This is a genomic window from Andreprevotia chitinilytica DSM 18519, assembly GCF_000711875.1.
Classification (GTDB): Bacteria; Pseudomonadota; Gammaproteobacteria; order Burkholderiales; family Chitinibacteraceae; genus Andreprevotia; species Andreprevotia chitinilytica.
Genome location: NZ_JONM01000022.1, coordinates 1 through 17,789, shown reverse-complemented (window position 1 = coordinate 17,789; position 17,789 = coordinate 1). Strand labels below are relative to the sequence as shown.

Sequence of the window (17,789 nt, the reverse complement as noted above, 5' to 3'; positions counted from 1 at the left end):
GGGAGAGGGTTAGGGAGAGGGTGCTGAAAAGGACCGCGCCCTTGACAAACACCCTCTCCCCTAGCCCCTCTCCCACAAGTGGGCGAGGGGAAATCACAAGACAGCTCAGCCCACCATCAATCCGTAAACTGCCCGATCGGCCGGTTGCGCGACACGCTCCAGCCGGACGAGATATTGCCGGCGGTGCCGGTATCGGCCAGCTGAACCGTGTAGGTCCAGACGATTTCGGTGAAGCTGATCTTGAACTGCTCAGTCGGCATGTCGTCCGGGTGGGACTGGAACTGGATTTCGCTGATCAGCGCATCACGCAGGGCGATGGTCATGATGTTGGCGGTCTTATCGCCGGAGTTGCGGGCGATATAGATCTTGGTCGGCTGGCCCTTGTCCTTGCCGAGTGGCTGGGCGCGCAGGCAGTAGTCGTAGAACTTGACCGAGGTCTTGTCGACGTACTTCACGCAGGTGAATTCGGTGATGACCGGGCGGCCGGATGTCCGCGCCGAGTTACTCACGTCAGTGGTCACCTGCTGCTTCATGCCGTGATGGATCGAGACCAGCTCGATACATTTCTTGAGGTTGAGCACGCCATCGCGCCAGGTGTTGTCGATCAGGCTGCCACCGTTGGTCCAGCTGTTGTCGCCACCGAAGATGTCCTGGTCGCCCGGCTCTAAGAGAATCAGATCCATGTTGCTTGTTCCTTGTCAGGTAGTTTCAACGATCAGACCTTGGGCAGATCGGCCACGAGGCGGATCGACGTATGCAGGTCTTCCAGTTGGAAGTGCGGCTTGATGAAGAGCGTGGCGTTGTAGGAGCCGGGTTCCCCAGGGATTTCGGTCACCACTACTTCGGCAGCGCGCAGCGGATAGCTGGCCTTCACTTCCTGGCTGGCGTTGTCGTCCAGCAGCACGTACTGGGCGATCCAGGTGTTGATATACGACTCGATGTTGCCGCGAGTGAGGAAGCTGCCGATCTTCTTGCGCATCATCACCTTGATGTAATGCGCAAAGCGGGAGGCGGCGAGCATGTACGGCAGCATGGCCGAGGTCTTGGCGTTGGCATTGGCCGAATCGCTGACGTAGCGCTTGGGCAGGTTGACGGTCTGGCCGCCGAAGAACACGGCTTGCGCGGTGTTCTTGCGGTGGCACAGCGCCACGAACCCGAGATCGTTCAGTTCTTTCTCGCGCCGGTCGGTGATCGAGACTTCCGTCGGGCAGAAAGCCACCGGTGCGCCCAGATCGGACGGGTAGATATACAACGGCAGGCCATCGACCAGACCACCGCCCTCTTCGCCCCGGATCGCTGCGGTCCAGCGATAGAGCGCGAAGGCGTTCGTGATGCGGCCGGTCAAGGCGTAGGCCGCATTCCCCCAGAGGAAATTCTTGTTGCCGGGGGTAATCGGCGTGGCAGGGTCACCCGGATTGTTGACGGTGGCATCGAGTGGCGTGCCGCCGGCGGTGATGTCTTCAACAAAGTTGAAGCCTGGCACGGCAGCCAAACGGTAGTCGTAGGGTTGGCGCAGCAGCGTGTGCGGCAACACCAGCGTGACATAACGCGAATCCTCGGTATCACGGAAGGCGTTCCAGTTGGCCCAGCTGATGCCTTCGAAGATTTGCGACAGATCGCGTGGTTTGGCGAGCAAGCTGAAATCCGGCAGGCCGAACAGTGCCGGGGATGCGGCCGAAATCAATGGGGCGTGGGCAGCGGCAGCCACTTGCGTGAATTTGCTCAACAGATCGATATCGGCATCGCTGCTGCTGAATTCGTAGTCCCCCATCAACAGGCTATACGGGAAGCCGCCGTAAGTGCCGTATTCGGCCTCATAGATCATCTTGAACAGCTTGCTCTGGTCGAACTCGACGGCTTGATCCAGATCGTCGATCAGGTCTTGCTTGGCGGCGTTGAAGACACGCAGCTTGAGCAGGCCACCGGTCTCAGAGTTGAAGACCAGATCGTGCAGGCCGCGCCAAGTGGCTTCCAGGCGCTGGAAATTCGGGGCATGCAGAATGGTGGAAAGCTGCTGGCTGAGGCCGGCATCGATCGCGACGACGCGTTGATCGATCAACTGTGTGGCACGGGCAGCTTTGCCGCTGCTGGGCACCGGCTGGCTCAACACTTGCTGCGAGAAATAGCCCAGCAAGGTGGAGGCATTGATGATGCTCTGCTCATAAGCTGCGCTGGCAACCGTATCGCTTGCGGCGGGAGCCGGGCCGACGATCTCGCCGAGCAAGCGCGGCGCAATGGTGCCGGATGCAGGCGGCCAGCTGGTATCGAAGGACGGTTGCAGCGGAGTGAGCAAGGTACCGGCGACGCTGGCGCTGCCGGAGACCGCGACGCTGAAGCTGCCGCTGGCCGTCACAGTGCCGGTGAGCGTGCCCTTCAGCTGGATGGTGCCCGAACCGTCAATGACGTTGGTGCCGCTGATGACGCCTGTGAGCGTGCCGCTGGCTGGCGCGGCCAACGCCAGCGAGACCGTCCCACTCACGGTCACCGAGCCCGAGCCCGATGCCGCGTAGGTCGCCGTTACCGGAATGCTCACCGCGCCCGAGGTATTCACATCCGCGCCGGTAAACGTGGCCGAGCCACCGACCGCGCCGGAGGTAATCCCCCAGGATGCCGCTTGCGTGCCGAGGGTATCAGTGGCCGTTGCGGCTGGCAGCTGGCTGGTAATGCTGGCTTTCAGCGTGGTGGCGTTGTTGAGGGCCACGATGGCATCAAGCAGTTGGGCGATTGCGTCCGAGGCATCGGCCTTGGATTGCAGCTCGCGAATGCCGGCGCGAGCCTTGGCGTATTCGCGCAACTTGGGAATGTTGTAAACGACGTTACCGGGCAGAAAGTCGTCAAAGGTGGAAAATGACAAGGCCCCTGATAGCGTCGGCGAAGCCGGTGGCGCACCGGGAATCGGCGGGGTAAGGGCATCGATGCTGTTGTTGATCGTCGAGAGATTGACGCTGACCGCCGAGTTGTTCAGCACGGTATTGAAGCTGTCACGGTCGATCTCGACCATCGCCCGATCCTTGTAGGCCGACAGCGGCTTGGTGGCCGGCTGCACGCTATCCGGTGCCTGGCTGCTGGCGCTGGGCAATACCCCCGTCCCTACTGCGGTATCGCCCGACAAGCTGGCGAAAATACCGACGATGAACGGAATCTCGACCTGCTCGATCGCTCCGCCCGTTTCTACCTCATAGGTGATCTTCACGCGCGGCGGGCGGACCCGCAGCAGCTTCTGTTGGACCTTATCGTCATTCGTCAAATTCATCTAACACGCTCCATGACCTGAATTAGCCGCGCCACGCAAACAAGTTGCGCCACGCCGCCCCACCGCCCCGAACGGGGCTCCGTCTTGTTTTGGCTCTAATGCCAGGCGCGGATTGCGCCGACATCGGGTTCAGCTCGCCAACGGTGGATTCCGGCATTAGGTTCGGCGAGCCGGGTGGAATGCGGAATCAACTGGGCATTGATCTAACAATTTCCATGCCAGCGGCATCAGGCAGATCAAGACGTTGATTTGGAACGAGTTTCTCAAAACTCGTAGCGCACAGAGGGAAGATGAAAAGCGCAAGGGAGGGAGGATTTTTTTACCCGGGCGGGAGGATTTTTACCCAGGAGGAAGACGGTAAATGCCCGGGAAAAACGTGGCGGTAAAAATCAAAAAGGCCGTCAATGACGGCCTTTTCATGATGGCAAACGCCCACAACTCAATCCCCGCGCGGACGTCGCCACAGCTCGTTGCCGGCAATGCGCACACGTTCGACGAAGCCGTCCGCCTCCAGTTGCTCCAGCGCAGCCAGCGTCACGGACATGCATTCCGGCGAGCGTGGCCAATCCACCCACCACATGTGGATGCCCTCCAACGTATCCGCCGCATCGGGACGGTTGGCAAGATAGCGCTGGATCAGCATGGCGGTGCTGTTGATCAAATCTGTGTTCATGCGTGGAGTATTCGTTCGTGAATGCCGGACAGCAAGGCGGTTGCACAGCGCATTGCATCATCGGGCCGAACGTTGCCCGCGCCTATGCGGGAAAGCCTGGGCAGCGCCGCTCCAATCCGCGGCCCAAAGGCATCTAATGCAATGCCCGACCCGATGCCGGATTCAATTGGAGTTGTCGTAACTCAAGCCGTGCTTGCGCACCAACTTGCCAAAGGCGCTGCGGTCTTGCCCGGCCAGTTGTGCGGCGCGTGACAGATTGCCGTTGGTGCGCACCAGCAGCTCCCGCACGTAATGCTGCTCGAAATGGGCAATGGCCTGCGCTTTGGCGATCTTGTATTCGACGTTGCCGCTACCTGTGCCGCTCTCGCTGCTGCACGCCTCAATTGCAGCAACGGGATGATGCTCCCCCTGCCCCAGCCGCACGAACTGATCATCGGACATGAGGAATTCGCGGTGGATCATGTTCTCCAGTTCGCGCACATTGCCGGGCCAATCGTGCCGGGCGATATAAGCCAATGCATCGGGGTGGAGATGCTTGTCCGGCATGCGGTATTGGTGGCGCAAGCGGTCGAGAAACACATGCGCCAGCTCCTGCGCATCTTCACCCCGCTCGCGCAGCGGTGGCACACGCAGGGTGAGGATGTTCAGCCGGTACAGCAGATCGCGGCGGAACAATCTGGATTCGGCCAGCTTTTCCAGTTGCACATTGCTGGCGGCAATGATGCGCACATCAGCCTGACGCTGCGTGGACCCGCCCACTCGGCGGTAGGTGCGATCCTGCAAAAACCGCAGCAGCGCCGCTTGCGCCTTGAGGCCGAGCGAATCGACTTCATCCAGGAACAGCGTACCGCCATCGGCTTCGGCGATCAGCCCGCGCGATGCGTTCTTGGCATCGGTAAACGCCCCGCGCTCGTGGCCGAATAGTTCGCTTTCGATCAACGTCTCCGGCAGGGCACCACAGTTGACCGGCACGAACGGCTTGTCGCGGCGCGCCCCCAGATAGTGGATTGCCCGCACGGCCAGCTCCTTGCCGGTGCCGGTTTCGCCTACCACATACGCCGATACGTCGACCGTGGCGATCTTCTGGATTTGCTTGAGCACCTGCAGAAACGACGGCGAAGAACCAATCAGATTCAATTGGGAGAACTTATCCATGCACGGCACCTGATCTATTGGCAACAAGAGCAGCCAAACCCGATCAAAACCCGGCCGGCACGCACACCACGTTGTAAGCAAAAGAGAAACCGTTCATATGTAGACCATTTTTTGGTGCAAGGCACTATTTGATTTGCTTACATGCAATGTGGTGCGGAAATTGTCCTACACCACGGCGGCAAGACAGGCTGGAAGCGAGATCAGTGCGAGCAGAATACGATCCGAGATAATCTGCACGCATACAAATCTGTCTGAGGTGGCAGCCAATTTTTGCATTATTGCGTCAGTGTTGTTACCAAGCGCGAACAGACCGGCGTCAGAAGTGGCAAATACCTGACGCTGATCCACCGATCTTGCAGCTGCATGCAAGCACGCTAAGAGGCTGTTCAAAGGCTCGCAAACTGCCAACTTGGAGCGGTCCGGGGTTTTACATCCCCTTCAAAAAAGGGGGAGCACCCCGACATCATCGCGGAAAAAGATCGTAAACAGGCTTTAAGGGGATGGCGTCTACGGTCCATGCAGCCCCCCTACGCCCGTCCAATTGTGGATCTAAAATCAACAATCTTTTGACGAAAACCACGTTTTTCTGCAAATGAATCAGCGGCACACTCCATCTCACTTGAGAAAGGAGTACCACCATGCCCATTGCCCTATTCGCGCTGACCCTCAGCGCATTTGCCATCGGCACGACCGAGTTCGTGATCGTTGGCCTGCTCCCCACCGTCGCCACCGACCTTGGCATCACGATTCCTTCGGCCGGCCTGTTGGTCAGTCTGTATGCGCTCGGCGTTGCCATCGGCGCGCCGCTGCTGACCGCCCTCACCGGCCGCATTCCGCGCAAAACGCTGCTGCTCGGGCTCATGGCGCTGTTCACCCTTGGCAACCTGCTGGCGTGGCAAGCACCAAGCTACGAATCGCTGGTTCTGGCCCGTGTGCTGACCGGCCTTGCCCACGGCGTATTCTTCTCGATCGGATCGACCATTGCCACCGGTCTCGTCCCCAAGGAAAAAGCCGCCAGTGCGATTGCCATCATGTTCACCGGTCTGACGGTGGCCTTGGTGACTGGCGTGCCGCTGGGCACCTTCATCGGTCAGCACTTCGGCTGGCGTGAAACCTTCCTGGCCGTCTCCGCCTTGGGTGTGGTCGCCTTCGTCGGCAGCCTGATCTTCGTGCCGAACAATATCCGCCACACCCCGCCGGCCTCGCTCGCCAAGCAAGCACAGGTGCTGGCTCAGCCACGGCTACTGATGGTGTATGCCAAGACGGCCATCGGCTACGGCGGCACCTTCATCCCCTTCACCTTCCTCGCCCCGATCCTGCAGCAAGTCTCTGGTTTTAGCGCCGGCTCCGTGGGCTGGGTGATGCTGGTGTACGGCGTATCGGTCGCGGCCGGCAATCTGTGGGGCGGGCGTCTGGCCGATCGCAAGGGCCCGATTCCGGCGCTGCAGATCATCTTTGCCTTGCTGGCCTTAGTACTGCTGCTGTTCACCTTCACCGCCCACAACCCGTGGCTGGCGCTGTTGACGGTCTTGCTGTGGGGCGCGGTGGCATTCGGCAATGTGCCGGGGTTGCAGGTCTATGTAGTGCAACAAGCCGAGCGCTTTACGCCGCAAGCCGTCGACGTGGCATCCGGCCTGAACATCGCCGCCTTCAACCTCGGCATTGCCGGCGCAGCCTGGGCCGGTGGCCTGATCGTGACTCACCTCGGCCTGATGCATACCCCGTGGATCGGCGCGCTGGTGGTGTTGCTGTCGCTGGCGATCACCACCTGGAGCGGCGTACTGGACAAGCGCAGCGGTTTTGCAGCCCGGACAGGTGGGGCGATCCCCGTTGCTCACTAAGGCAACAACCCGACATTTCCACATCAATCAATACCCCTCGCCGACCAATGCGTGAGGGGCCTGACAACCCAAAGGACATCACCATGAAGACCATCCCCACCTTCGGCCAAGGCACCTTCCGCCTCAAAGGCCAAATCGTCATCGACTCCGTCAAAGCGGGTCTCGACGTCGGCTACCGCCTGATCGACACCGCGCAAATCTATGGCAACGAAGCCGAAGTCGGCCAAGCGATTGCCGAAAGTGGCATCGCCCGCACAGACTTGTTCCTCACCACCAAGATCTGGACCGACAACCTCGCCCAAGACAAGCTGATCGCCAGCCTGAAAGACAGCCTGACCAAGCTGCGCACCGATCATGTCGACCTGGCGCTGATCCACTGGCCCTCCCCTGACAACGCCGTGCCGGTCGCCGAATTCATGGGTGCCTTGGCCGAAGCCAAAGCCCAAGGACTGACGCGCCTGATCGGGGTATCGAACTTCACGACCGGCTTGCTGCAACAGGCCATCGATGCAGTCGGCGCAGCAGCAATCGCCACCAACCAGATCGAACTACACCCCTACCTGCAAAACCGCAAAGTCGCCGAATTCGCCCGCAGCCACGGCATCCCGATCACGTCCTACATGACACTGGCCTACGGCAAAGCGCTGCAAGACCCGGTGATCCAGCAAATCGCCCAACGCCACGGCGCAACGCCAGCACAAGTGACGTTAGCGTGGGCGCTGCAGCTGGGTTATGCGGTCATCCCGTCTTCAACCAAACGAGCCAATCTGGAAAGTAATTTGCGGGCGCAAGCGCTACGGCTGACTGATGAGGAGATGGCCCGGATTGCTGGGCTGGATCGGGGCGAGCGGCTGGTTGATCCGGAGGGGCTGGCGCCGGTTTGGAATTGAGGTTTTAGTAAGCCCAATTGACCAGTATTGGGGGAGGATCGGCGGCCGGCCCTCCTCATCCTCCACTGCCATCGCGTTTGCTATCTCAGCGCTCGTAGAACCACGCCATGAATTCTTCGGCAATCTCTGGCGTGAGTTCCATCACCGCCTCAGCAACGCTTGCCTGCCCTTTGGCTGCGGCGATCGCCGCCAAGGCACATTGCATGTAATCTGCATCCCATTCACGGCTAGCGGCAACAGCTACCAGCGCCGGAAGCTGCTGCAAGGCCGCAAAATACGCCGCTTGCAAATCAACCGGCACCTCAACATCCCTCTTCTGCCGGCACACCTCAATCCAGGCGGGAAACTGAAAATAAACCGAGTCGGCCCGATCTGGCGCACTAGCTAGCGCATGGACTACGTACGGCACCGCTGCAAACGAGGCAGAAAAGACATCACCTTGATGGGCTAGTGCACTCCATAGGGAAAACCAAGGTTCCTCGTCATCTTTTGCGCTTGGTAGCTCGGTTAATTGGCGTAGGAGAGCGGGGATATCGCCGGCAGGACCATATGCGTGTTGTAATTCGGACCAGCGGGGGCTATTTAGATCGAGCATTGCGAAAGGGCTCTTGAATATTCGTAGCGTTCAATGATCAGCTCACGTGTTTCTTTGAATTATTTTCTGCACCTGCTGCATATGAGTCCACTCCACATCGTGAACCAATGAAAACTCAAATGCTGGATACCTCCCGCCTAAAAACGCTTTCACGCGTTCGTTACCACCCATTGCGTCAATCAATTCAAACTGAGCCGTATCAGGTTTTTTTGTCATCAAGACCCATTGCTGCAGTCCATCTGAAGACATAGACAGCAACAAGAAACTCGCACCGTCGTGTTCAAATTTTTCTTTTATTCTATCTGTCCATTCATCAATGAATACTTGCTCTTCTTGCGTAGGTAATCGAGAGGAGCCTTCCTCATCATACGCCCAAGACAATGATACGAAACCATCAAACCCCTTCTTATCACGTGGAATAACAAATGGCTTCTTATGAATCAATCTCAACGGATTCTTGGACTTCGTATTCGATACCGCAGCCCACTCCCGAGACTCGGCCAAAACTTCAATCGTAACTTCGCTATGTATTAGCAACTTCACTTTAGAAAATATTGCTCGAAAGAACGTGACAAACATCGTAAACATACATTTACCCGCGCATATCCAATTCGACAACCCCGCCACTGCAGAAGCGTTCTGTATATGACGAATTCGCCAATAATGAGCAGCGTCTTGCTGTAAATTCATTTACGAAGCGGATCAATCTTGGCTCCATTCGATGTCTCATAGACAAGCACGCCACGTTTTCGATGAACCCGGATTATTTCAGGCATATCAGCCGCAATAAAATCATCAACAACGCGCAGATGCTGATTTGACTGTCGTTCAAGCGCAATGTATCGATTCAGATGCCGCCCCGGAATTTCGACATAAACAAACTCAAGCTGCGGATCAAGACGTGCGCCTAACTGATTCGCGTAGAACGACCCATAGCCGGGAAAGGTAAGGTGATCGAGCGCGGCGCTTAGATCTGCGATGCCAGAAAACTCCGGGCCAAATCGGGCTTGGCGAACAAGATGCTCAATCTGTTGAATGGCCTTGTCAGTGAGATTGTGTGGGGCATCCTTATACTCGCGAAAATCCCGATAGGTCTGTGCCAATGGCACGCGCTGCCCCTGGTATTCGACGGAGGAAAGTGATTGGTCTGCTGCGCTTGCCAATGGCAATGCACCACTCAAATAAACGAGCATAAGTGCAGATAGAAACCTGCCACCACGTTTACGGACCACACCCATTAGCGTTCCGCCCCGTCAAACAACTCCAAAAACCGATCCAGAATCATCAAATGGTCCTCGAACAACGCGCTTTCCATGCCCAGCAAATCTCGCACCGGAATCCAGCGGGCGGCGGCGGCATCGTCTGCGGCGGTGATGGCAGGCAGTCCATTCAACGGCAGATTGAAGTAGTAGGCATGCGTGAGCGTGCGGCCGCGCAGGCTGCGGTCGGGATGGTCGAACAGGGCTTGGTCTTGCTTGGCGGCCAGCAATACATCTGACGGCACGGCGAGGCAGGTTTCTTCGATCAGTTCGCGGATCACGGCATTGGCCACGCGTTCGCGTTGATCGAGAAAACCGCCCGGCAGCGCCCAGCAGCCGCGCCCCGGTTGGCCGCCCCGCTGAATCATCAATACGTGATCGCAACAGCGCACGACGGCATCGACGGTCACGAAGATGGGCGGATATGGCGCAGCGGCCCATTGGGTGCGGTAGTGCTCCAGGTAGCGGTACTCCGCCAGCAGATCGGCAAAGTGGGGCTGGCGGCGAAATTGCTGCAGGAGCGCGGTGACGGCGGCGGGCAGTCGATCGGCGATGGCAGTCACATCACCGCCATCGGCATACCACTGCTGTCGCAAGTCGGCTGCGTTGAGTTGGCCGAAGTTGTCTTGATGCACCAAAGGCCAATTCGGGAAGTCGCTCAGGTAGCTCGACGAGGCATCCTTGAAGTGGCCGAACAAGCCGACACTGGCGTTAGCCGGCACAACAGCGCCAACGGCTTGCTGCACGGCGGCTACCCAGCGAGCGCCATCGTAATAATCGCGCACGCCAACGAACTGGATATCGGCAACGCGACTGGCGTCCCACTCGACAATCGCCGCCGTGATCATGGCTTGGCGTTCGGCCATGTTGAACGGGTTCTTGGTATTACGTGCGGCGCCGGCGGAACCCAGTACGAGGATCACTTTGTCTGCGCGGCGCAATGCCTGTTGCAGCATCGCCAAATGGCCATTGTGGAAGGGCTGGAAGCGGCCGATGTAAACCAGATAGTCGTAACGCGATTCGCTCATTGGGTTTCCTTAATACTGTGCTGCGATCGGCATTTGCCGGCCATTGCCAAAGGCGCGATTGCGCACACGGATGATTGGCGGCGCTTGGCGACGTTTGAATTCGGATTTGGCGACCAAGCCCAAGATGCGGTCGATCAGCGCTTGTTCGCCATTTGCCTGCAGTTGGGTTACGAAGGCTTTGGCAGCGGCATATTCAGCCGGGCGCAATCGCGTGCCTTCGATATGCAGTTTGAGGATTTCATCGAGCACCGGATACGGCGGCAACGAATCGGTATCGCGCTGCCCTTCCGACAATTCGGCCGATGGCTCTTTATCGATGATGGCTTGCGGAATCAGCTCGCGGCCGTGGCGTTGGTTGAAATAACGCGCCAGCGCGAAGACTTCAGTCTTGTACAAATCGCCGATGATATTGAGGCCGCCATTGGTATCGCCATAAAGCGTGCAATAGCCGACAGAGATTTCGGACTTGTTGCCGGTGGTGAGCAGCAGGTGGCCGAAGTGATTGGAATATTCCATCAAGATCGTGCCACGAATCCGCGCTTGCAGGTTCTCGACCGTGAGCGTTGACGGCACCGCGCCGAAATCCCGTTCGAAACTGGCGCGATAACCGCCGACCAGATCGGCAATCGGGTGCTCCAGCAGTTGCACGCCCAGATTGCGGCACAGATCGACCGAATCGGACACGCTGCCGGCGCTGGAATATTGCGACGGCATGGTAATGCCACAGACGTTGTCCGCACCCAGTGCATCGACCGCCAAGGCCAGCGTCAAGGCGCTGTCGATGCCGCCGGAGCTGCCGATGACCACTTTGCGAAAGCCGATCTTGGCAGCGTAGTCGCGCAAGCCGAGCACGATCTGGCGGTAGTAGAACTCGCTGTCGGCCAGCGTTTGTGGGACGGCATCCTGCAAGCGCTCGCCATCGCGCAGAAATCCGCCATCGAAACTGACCATCTCGACGGCCTCTTCAAACAGTGGCAATTGCTGCACCAGGCCGATGCGCGGGTCGACCACGAAAGACGCGCCATCGAACACGATCTGGTCGTTACCGCCGACCTGATTCACATACACCAGCGGCACGTTCCAGTGCTTGGCGATGCCGGCGAACAACTCGGCCCTTTGCGCCGGCTTGCCGACGTTCGATGGGCTGGCATTGATGCTGACGATCAATTCCGCTCCGGCATCGACCACGCTTTGCACCGGGTCGATGGCGTATTCGGCACCGGTGTTGTTCCACGCATCTTCGCAAATCACGAAACCGATGCGCGTGCCGTTCAACGTCAGCAACGCAGGCTGGTTTGGGCCGGGTTCGAAGTGGCGGCGCTCGTCGAAGATGTTGTAGGTAGGCAGCAATTGCTTGTGATAGGCCAGCTGCACCTCGCCGCGCTGGATCACCAGCAGGCTGTTGTGCAGGGGCTTGCCGATGCCTTTATTACGGGTGGCTGCGCCGATTACCAGTGCGGCAGTTGTCTCGCGGGAGAGCGCCAACACAGCGTCCAACGCCATTTGTTGCCGTGCCGGAAAATCCGGCTCTTCGACCAGATCCTGCGGGTAATAGCCGGACAGGCACAGTTCGGTAAACACGATCAGATCGGCGTCTTGCGCTTTGGCGACGGCAGCGCGAATGCGCGCCAGATTGCCGCTGAAATCGCACAGCTTGTAGTTGAGCTGTGCCATGGCGATGCGGAGGGTCATTTTGGTTTTCCTTTCGATGGCGTTTTAGAACGTGCCCTCAAAATATTTCAGCGCCACATCCCCCCTTTTTGAAGGGGGCTAGGGGGGATTTCTGCGGCCCCTCAAATTTCTACCAACGTCGAAATCCTCGGGCTAAGCGAATCTCTTCGTGCAAATCTTTGATTTGCCCAGTGATGAGATTCGCACGCGCACAATCCCACTTAAGAAGGGGAGGTCAAAATCCATGACGCCGGTGTCACAACCGTTTTCTTATTTTGAAAATCAATTCTTCACTGGCGCGCGATCTTGAATACGTCAGAGAGATAGTTGAGGAAATTCACGTCCTCACACATGCCCTTGCCCGGCGTGTCGCTCACCTTGGCGACCGGTTGCCCGTTGCACGCCACCAGCTTCATCACGATCTGCAGCGGCTCATGCCCGCAATCGTTGGATAGATCGGTGCCGATGCCGAAACCAGTCCGCGCCCGGTCGGCGAAATGGCGATGCAGTGCAAAGGCACGCTCCAGAGTCAGACCATCGCTGAACACCAGCTGCTTGGTGCCGGGGTCGATCTTCATGGCTTGATAGTGAGCGATGATTTTCTCGCCCCATTCAAACGGATCGCCCGAATCGTGCCGCACGCCGTCGAACAACTTGCAGAAATACAGATCGAAATCGCGCAGGAAGGCATCGGTGCCGACCACATCGGTCAGCGCGATCCCCAAGTCGCCGCGATATTCGCGCACCCAGTGTTCCAGTGCGTTTTTCTGGAAGTCACGCAAACGCGAACCGAAGCATTGGAACGCCTGCAGATACTCGTGCGCCATGGTGCCGATCGGCGTCAGGCCATAACGTTTGGCGAGCAAGACGTTGCTGGTGCCGCGCATGAAGGTGCCGGCTTGTTGCGCGAGGGTTCGCACCATCTCTTCATGCCATGCCCGTGAAAAGCGGCGGCGGGTGCCGAAGTCGAAAAAGATGAAGGGGTTGCGCAGCGGTGGCTGCGTGGCGAATTGCTTGAGTAGTGCGACTTTGGTCGCGAGCTTTTCACGGCCGATGGTGAGCGCCGCGTCCACCGGAAACTGGCGGAAATACACTTCGTTGACGATGGACAGCAGATAGATCTCGAACAACATGCAGTGGAGCATCGGCCCCTGCACACGGATATCCAGCTCATCCGGTCGACCGGCCGCGACCGAGACGGTGATGAAACGGCGTTGCAGTTGGAACAGGCGCAGAAAATCGACGAAATCCGATTTGATGAAACGCAGACCACCAAGATAAGCCAGCTCGTCTTCGGCAAATCGCAAGCTGCACAAGTGATCGAGCTGCGCTTCTATCTCGCGCTGGAACGATGCCAGCGGCGTGGTCGGACGATTGCGGCATTTGAAGGCGTATGCGGATTGCGTCTCCGGCTGGCTGTGCAGGATCTCCTGCATCATCGTGAATTTGTAGAGATCGGTATCGAGCAGGGATTCGATCACGGGGTTGAAGGTGGACATGATGGGGTCTCGTATTCTGTTATGGTCAGGCTAGGCAATTCTGACTGGTAGCAGTCCGCATGCCGCGCGCCACCATTTCATCGATGAAGCTTTGGCCCAGGGCTTCGAAACCGGCGACCGGGCTGGCGCAATCGGTCAGCAACACCAGCTTGCTGACGTTCGCCGCACCCAACTGATCCGCCAGATCGCGCACCGTGCTCGCAACGCAATGCGAGAGCGCCTCCCCGGCGATGAGGATGGTGTCGGCCTGCGCCAGCTGCGCGATCCAGCGCGCATCTGGCAAGGTGGTCGGGTCAGTGGCGTCCGGCACTTCGGCCTGGATGGCGGAATAGTGTTCCGTGATCGGGTTGGTGCCCTTGCCGACGTAGTTCACGGCCTTTAGCTGAGTCCGGCCCCAAGTCGCCAAGGCATCGAACAAGTCTTGCTGGAGATTGTGGCCCCAGCTGCCGATCAGGCAGTGTTCTGGCCAGATGATCAATTGGTAGCGCGCCCGTTCGGCCAGCGCCTGCACATAGGCAAGGCTGGTGGCTTGTTGCGCCGGATCACGCGCCAGCCATTTGCCCTCCAGCACATCGGCCACGCTGATCAAGGTGAAGGGGGATGGCGATTGCCCGGTGGCATCACGCCACCACGCTGGGTGCGCGATATCGAGCGGATTGTGGGAATCCAGCGTGACGTGGATTGCGGAAAACATCTCGCCCTGCTGCGCCACCAAGGCAGCCACGCGTTGCAGGTCTGCATTGGCCCCGGGGACAGGCAGTGCTGCGCCGTCGATATCGCAGAAGTCGTTCTGCGGATCGATGATCAAGAGTTGTACGTTGGCGGCCTTGCTGGTCATGATGCGCTCCCTATACGAGGGTCAGTGGGTGAAGCCATCTTGGCAGACTTATTTTTATTTTGCAACTAACAAAAAATAAAAGAAGCAAACCGCCAACAACACTTGGAAATTTCAAACTACCACAAAACCAGTTCTTTACACATAAAGGAGCTGATGCCGATTGCGCCACGGTCAATCTTAGTTTTATTATGAACATAACTAAAAGGCATGGTCATGGAATCTTCCCTCATCGTTACCGTCGACATCGTCCTGTTCACGCTGAGCAGCGATGTGTTGAAGATCGTCTTGCTGCGGCGTGAACGCGACCCGTATGCCCATCAACTGGCGTTGCCCGGTGGCTACATCCATCCCGAGAAAGATCGCGATAGTCTGGCCGCTGCCGAGCGGGTGCTGCAACAGAAAACCGGCCTTGTCTCGCCGTATCTGGAACAGCTCTTCACCTTTAGCGGCGGCGTGCGTGACCCGCGTGGCTGGTCAGCCAGCATTGCCTATTACGCGCTGGTGCACGAAAGTTTGCTGATCGCAGATGCCGAACATCGCTTCGAACTCCTGCCGGTCGACGTCCTGCCCGACCTGCCCTTCGACCATAACCGCATCACCGCCCATGCGGTAAAACGGCTGCGCGATAAATCGACCTATTCATCCCTGCCCTGCCATCTGCTGCCGGAAGCCTTCACATTGACCGAGCTGCAACACACTTACGAGCAAGTACTCGACATCTCGCTGGACAAAAGCGTATTCCGCCGCAAGCTGGGCGAGCTGGATTTTCTGGAGGCGGTGCCGGATGCCATGCGCCAAGGCAAACACCGCCCAGCCCAACTGTACCGTTTACGGCCGGATGCCAAGCTGGCGTTATTCAACAAGACCATGTGATGCCTGCGCACTGCGCTTGCCCCATACCGGCAAAGGAGCCGCCCCATGATGTCCACCCCAGAACTCGCCGCCTGCGGCAGTTACGCCGCGTCGGTCTGGCTTGCAGCGCGCAATAACGTCCATACATGGTGGATCGGTCTGATCGGCTGCGTGCTCTACGGCTGGGTGTTCTTTGAGGCCAAGCTTTATGCGGACGTGACGCTGCAGGTGTTTTTCATCGTCAGCAGCATCCTTGGCTGGATCAATTGGGTGAAGGGCAACCAAGGTGCTGAAGTGCCAATTCGCCGTACCTCACAGCAACTCGGCATAACGCTGGTGGTGCTATCACTGTTAGTCGCTGCCGGCTATGCAGCGCTGTTGCATCGCTTTACGGATGCCTGGTCGCCGTGGCTGGATTCACTCATCCTCACCTTCAGCGTGCTCGCGCAATTCATGTTGATGGGCCGGCGGCTGGAAAACTGGTACGCCTGGCTGGTGGTCAACACTATCGCCGTGCCGCTGTATGCCGCGCGCGAACTGTACTTTACTGCCGGGCTGTATTTGATCTTCTGGTTCAACGCCTGGTATGGCCTCTATCGCTGGCGCAGGGAATTGGCGCAGCAATGAGCGCGCGCTTCCAGACCGGGCTGATCGTCGGCAAGTTTGCTCCTTTGCACATCGGCCACGAGGCATTGATCCGCGCCGCGCAGGCTCAATGCGAGCGGCTTTTCATCATCAGTTACTCGCAACCGGAATTGCCCGGCTGTGAGCCGGAAAAGCGCGAACGCTGGCTGAAAACCCGCTTCCCGATGGCCGAAATACTGGTCGTCACGCCGGATCGCATCGCTGCATGGCGGGCGGCGGGCAGGCAAATCGACCCCATGTCGGATAACGATGCGCCGGCCGATGTTCATCGGCATTTCGTAGCGCAGTTATGCCTGGAAGTTCTTGGCTGCATGGTGGATGCGGCATTTACTGGCGAAGATTACGGCGATGGCTTTGCGGCAGTTTTATCCGACGACTTCACCGCCAAGGCTGGCCATCCGATCCAAGTGACGCACGTGCGCATTGATCGCAGCCAAACCGCAAACCGCGTATCCGGCACGAAATTACGGGCAGATATTCATGGTCAGCGTGCCGCGATGGCACCGGAAATCTATGGCGATTTCGTCCAGCGTGTTTGCCTGCTGGGCGGCGAATCAACGGGCAAAAGCACCCTCAGCATCGCCCTCGCCGCGCATCTGGATACGAAATACGTGGCGGAATACGGGCGCGAATTATGGGAGCAACAGGGCGGCCAATTGAGTTATGACGATCTACTGCACATCGCGCAAAAACAGGTTGCCCGTGAGGTCGGCAGCATCGGCCACGCCAACCGCTACCTGATCTGCGATACCTCGCCGCTCACCACGCTCTTCTATTGTCAGCATCTGTTTGGCAAAGCCGAACCGGCGCTGATCGAACTCGCCCAGCGCCCATATGATCTGGTCGTGCTATGCGCGCCGGACTTCGATTTCGTGCAAGATGGTACGCGGCAAGGCAATGAGTTCAGACTGCTACAACATCGCTGGTACGAGGCCGAGCTGACTCAACGTGGCACCCCGTGGCTGGCGGTGACTGGATCGATGACGCAACGGATAGTCAAGGTTGCTACGCATCTCCGTCCCCTGCCCGGTTCACAGCACAGCCCCCAAGGAGTCACATGACCCTGTATGAGCAACTCCAGAACGTGACCGATCCAAGCTCCTTTCTCACCTTTGCCAATGCACTACTCGCCGACCGTCGAGCCGAAGCCAATCAGCCTGCGGATGACACCGGGCACGCTAGCAATGGCTGGGAGAATCACACCATCGAAGACTTCCTTGATGCCGCATTGCGCTGGGCGGAAACCACGCACCTCGGCAAAACACAAGGCCTGAACGAGGCCTCACCGTGGAAGCGGTTTGCGATGTTTTTGTACTGCGGGAAGATGTATGAGTAGCGCTCCAGCACGCTACTCGACAAGAGGGGCATCGAGGGCTTGCGTGCAGCTTAGAGCCTGCGCCGGGGTTGAGAATAAATCCGACGTCCCCCCACCTTGAGTAGCATTTAGGTTTAGAGTCCTACTCCCGATATGGCTGGTTGCACTGCGGCCAACTGCCGCGCATAAGCGAGCGGGGTTAGCCCGCCCAATGCCTTCTTCGGCCTTTCCTCGTTGTACTCCCGCCGCCACGCGTCGATCATCACTCGGGCATG

18 protein-coding genes are annotated in these 17,789 nt (G+C 58.4%); 6 read left to right on the top strand and 12 right to left on the bottom strand.

Going from position 1 to position 17,789, the window contains the following annotated elements:
• Window positions 1-116 precede the first annotated feature (116 nt).
• The 4 genes from BR41_RS18005 to BR41_RS17990 form a co-directional block, all read right to left on the bottom strand.
• Entirely contained in the window at window positions 117-683 is a 567-nt protein-coding gene (locus BR41_RS18005; protein ID WP_035059811.1) for an Hcp family type VI secretion system effector, read from the bottom strand.
• 32 nt (window positions 684-715) lie between these two features.
• Complete coding sequence (gene tssC / locus BR41_RS23760) at window positions 716-3,253, bottom strand: type VI secretion system contractile sheath large subunit (RefSeq protein ID WP_084187384.1); 2,538 nt, start codon at window positions 3,251-3,253, stop codon at window positions 716-718.
• 439 nt (window positions 3,254-3,692) lie between these two features.
• Complete coding sequence (locus BR41_RS17995) at window positions 3,693-3,926, bottom strand: hypothetical protein (RefSeq protein ID WP_035059809.1); 234 nt, start codon at window positions 3,924-3,926, stop codon at window positions 3,693-3,695.
• A gap of 162 nt (window positions 3,927-4,088) precedes the next feature.
• On the bottom strand, window positions 4,089-5,081 hold the full coding sequence (locus BR41_RS17990) for a sigma-54 interaction domain-containing protein (protein ID WP_035059807.1): 993 nt from the start codon (window positions 5,079-5,081) through the stop codon (window positions 4,089-4,091).
• Window positions 5,082-5,719: 638 nt separating this feature from the next.
• Here BR41_RS17990 and BR41_RS17985 point away from each other — a divergent pair.
• Window positions 5,720-6,922, top strand: coding sequence for an MFS transporter (locus tag BR41_RS17985; protein WP_035059805.1), 1,203 nt, complete (start codon window positions 5,720-5,722; stop codon window positions 6,920-6,922).
• Between the two features lie 83 nt (window positions 6,923-7,005).
• Entirely contained in the window at window positions 7,006-7,812 is an 807-nt protein-coding gene (gene dkgB / locus BR41_RS17980) for a 2,5-didehydrogluconate reductase DkgB (protein WP_035059803.1), read from the top strand.
• Window positions 7,813-7,897: 85 nt separating this feature from the next.
• On the opposite strand, the gene BR41_RS17975 is transcribed toward dkgB, so the two are convergent.
• The 7 genes from BR41_RS17975 to BR41_RS17945 all read right to left on the bottom strand — a co-directional run bounded on the left by BR41_RS17975 (window position 7,898) and on the right by BR41_RS17945 (window position 14,702).
• Window positions 7,898-8,407, bottom strand: a complete 510-nt coding sequence (locus tag BR41_RS17975) for a hypothetical protein (RefSeq protein WP_035059802.1) — start codon at window positions 8,405-8,407, stop codon at window positions 7,898-7,900.
• Window positions 8,408-8,449: 42 nt separating this feature from the next.
• A complete protein-coding gene (locus BR41_RS17970; protein WP_035059801.1) occupies window positions 8,450-9,097 on the bottom strand; it encodes a DUF695 domain-containing protein in 648 nt (215 codons plus the stop codon).
• Window positions 9,094-9,645, bottom strand: a complete 552-nt coding sequence (locus BR41_RS17965; RefSeq protein WP_035059799.1) for a hypothetical protein — start codon at window positions 9,643-9,645, stop codon at window positions 9,094-9,096. Before BR41_RS17965 ends, BR41_RS17970 begins: the two co-directional genes overlap by 4 nt.
• Window positions 9,645-10,694 carry a bifunctional nicotinamide-nucleotide adenylyltransferase/Nudix hydroxylase gene (locus BR41_RS17960; protein WP_035059797.1) on the bottom strand — a complete coding sequence of 350 codons (1,050 nt, stop codon included), beginning with the start codon at window positions 10,692-10,694 and terminating at the stop codon, window positions 9,645-9,647. The genes BR41_RS17965 and BR41_RS17960 overlap by 1 nt, the downstream gene beginning before the upstream one ends.
• Before the next feature lie 9 nt (window positions 10,695-10,703).
• Window positions 10,704-12,386: an NAD+ synthase gene (locus BR41_RS17955; protein WP_035059795.1), complete on the bottom strand. Its 1,683-nt coding sequence runs from the start codon at window positions 12,384-12,386 to the stop codon at window positions 10,704-10,706.
• Between the two features lie 269 nt (window positions 12,387-12,655).
• A complete protein-coding gene (gene pncB / locus BR41_RS17950; RefSeq protein ID WP_035059793.1) occupies window positions 12,656-13,864 on the bottom strand; it encodes a nicotinate phosphoribosyltransferase in 1,209 nt (402 codons plus the stop codon).
• Between the two features lie 25 nt (window positions 13,865-13,889).
• A complete protein-coding gene (locus BR41_RS17945) occupies window positions 13,890-14,702 on the bottom strand; it encodes a cysteine hydrolase family protein (RefSeq protein WP_035059791.1) in 813 nt (270 codons plus the stop codon).
• Window positions 14,703-14,915: 213 nt separating this feature from the next.
• On the opposite strand from BR41_RS17945, the gene BR41_RS17940 reads away from it, so the two are divergent.
• The 4 genes from BR41_RS17940 to BR41_RS17925 are packed head-to-tail and all read left to right on the top strand — an operon-like array spanning window position 14,916 to window position 17,535.
• Window positions 14,916-15,575, top strand: a complete 660-nt coding sequence (locus BR41_RS17940; protein ID WP_035059870.1) for an NUDIX hydrolase — start codon at window positions 14,916-14,918, stop codon at window positions 15,573-15,575.
• A 45-nt stretch (window positions 15,576-15,620) separates the two neighbouring features.
• A complete protein-coding gene (pnuC, locus tag BR41_RS17935; protein WP_035059789.1) occupies window positions 15,621-16,181 on the top strand; it encodes a nicotinamide riboside transporter PnuC in 561 nt (186 codons plus the stop codon).
• Window positions 16,178-17,260: an AAA family ATPase gene (locus tag BR41_RS17930; RefSeq protein WP_035059787.1), complete on the top strand. Its 1,083-nt coding sequence runs from the start codon at window positions 16,178-16,180 to the stop codon at window positions 17,258-17,260. Before pnuC ends, BR41_RS17930 begins: the two co-directional genes overlap by 4 nt.
• Entirely contained in the window at window positions 17,257-17,535 is a 279-nt protein-coding gene (locus BR41_RS17925; RefSeq protein ID WP_035059786.1) for a DUF7660 family protein, read from the top strand. The genes BR41_RS17930 and BR41_RS17925 overlap by 4 nt, the downstream gene beginning before the upstream one ends.
• Before the next feature lie 113 nt (window positions 17,536-17,648).
• On the opposite strand, the gene BR41_RS23755 is transcribed toward BR41_RS17925, so the two are convergent.
• On the bottom strand, window positions 17,649-17,789 hold a 141-nt coding region (locus BR41_RS23755), incomplete at its 5' end, for an integrase core domain-containing protein (protein ID WP_156970779.1).

What these genes read in the sequence shown, in the direction of transcription:
- BR41_RS17955 (WP_035059795.1), bottom strand. Translation starts at nt 12,386, where the DNA reads ATGACCCTCCGCATCGCCATGGCACAGCTCAACTACAAGCTGTGCGAT.
- BR41_RS17945 (WP_035059791.1), bottom strand. Translation starts at nt 14,702, where the DNA reads ATGACCAGCAAGGCCGCCAACGTACAACTCTTGATCATCGATCCGCAG.
- BR41_RS17970 (WP_035059801.1), bottom strand. Translation starts at nt 9,097, where the DNA reads ATGAATTTACAGCAAGACGCTGCTCATTATTGGCGAATTCGTCATATA.
- dkgB (WP_035059803.1), top strand. Translation starts at nt 7,006, where the DNA reads ATGAAGACCATCCCCACCTTCGGCCAAGGCACCTTCCGCCTCAAAGGC.
- BR41_RS17930 (WP_035059787.1), top strand. Translation starts at nt 16,178, where the DNA reads ATGAGCGCGCGCTTCCAGACCGGGCTGATCGTCGGCAAGTTTGCTCCT.
- pncB (WP_035059793.1), bottom strand. Translation starts at nt 13,864, where the DNA reads ATGTCCACCTTCAACCCCGTGATCGAATCCCTGCTCGATACCGATCTC.
- tssC (WP_084187384.1), bottom strand. Translation starts at nt 3,253, where the DNA reads ATGAATTTGACGAATGACGATAAGGTCCAACAGAAGCTGCTGCGGGTC.
- BR41_RS17985 (WP_035059805.1), top strand. Translation starts at nt 5,720, where the DNA reads ATGCCCATTGCCCTATTCGCGCTGACCCTCAGCGCATTTGCCATCGGC.
- BR41_RS17990 (WP_035059807.1), bottom strand. Translation starts at nt 5,081, where the DNA reads ATGGATAAGTTCTCCCAATTGAATCTGATTGGTTCTTCGCCGTCGTTT.
- BR41_RS18005 (WP_035059811.1), bottom strand. Translation starts at nt 683, where the DNA reads ATGGATCTGATTCTCTTAGAGCCGGGCGACCAGGACATCTTCGGTGGC.
- BR41_RS17960 (WP_035059797.1), bottom strand. Translation starts at nt 10,694, where the DNA reads ATGAGCGAATCGCGTTACGACTATCTGGTTTACATCGGCCGCTTCCAG.
- BR41_RS17965 (WP_035059799.1), bottom strand. Translation starts at nt 9,645, where the DNA reads ATGGGTGTGGTCCGTAAACGTGGTGGCAGGTTTCTATCTGCACTTATG.
- BR41_RS17975 (WP_035059802.1), bottom strand. Translation starts at nt 8,407, where the DNA reads ATGCTCGATCTAAATAGCCCCCGCTGGTCCGAATTACAACACGCATAT.
- BR41_RS17995 (WP_035059809.1), bottom strand. Translation starts at nt 3,926, where the DNA reads ATGAACACAGATTTGATCAACAGCACCGCCATGCTGATCCAGCGCTAT.
- BR41_RS17925 (WP_035059786.1), top strand. Translation starts at nt 17,257, where the DNA reads ATGACCCTGTATGAGCAACTCCAGAACGTGACCGATCCAAGCTCCTTT.
- BR41_RS17940 (WP_035059870.1), top strand. Translation starts at nt 14,916, where the DNA reads ATGGAATCTTCCCTCATCGTTACCGTCGACATCGTCCTGTTCACGCTG.
- pnuC (WP_035059789.1), top strand. Translation starts at nt 15,621, where the DNA reads ATGATGTCCACCCCAGAACTCGCCGCCTGCGGCAGTTACGCCGCGTCG.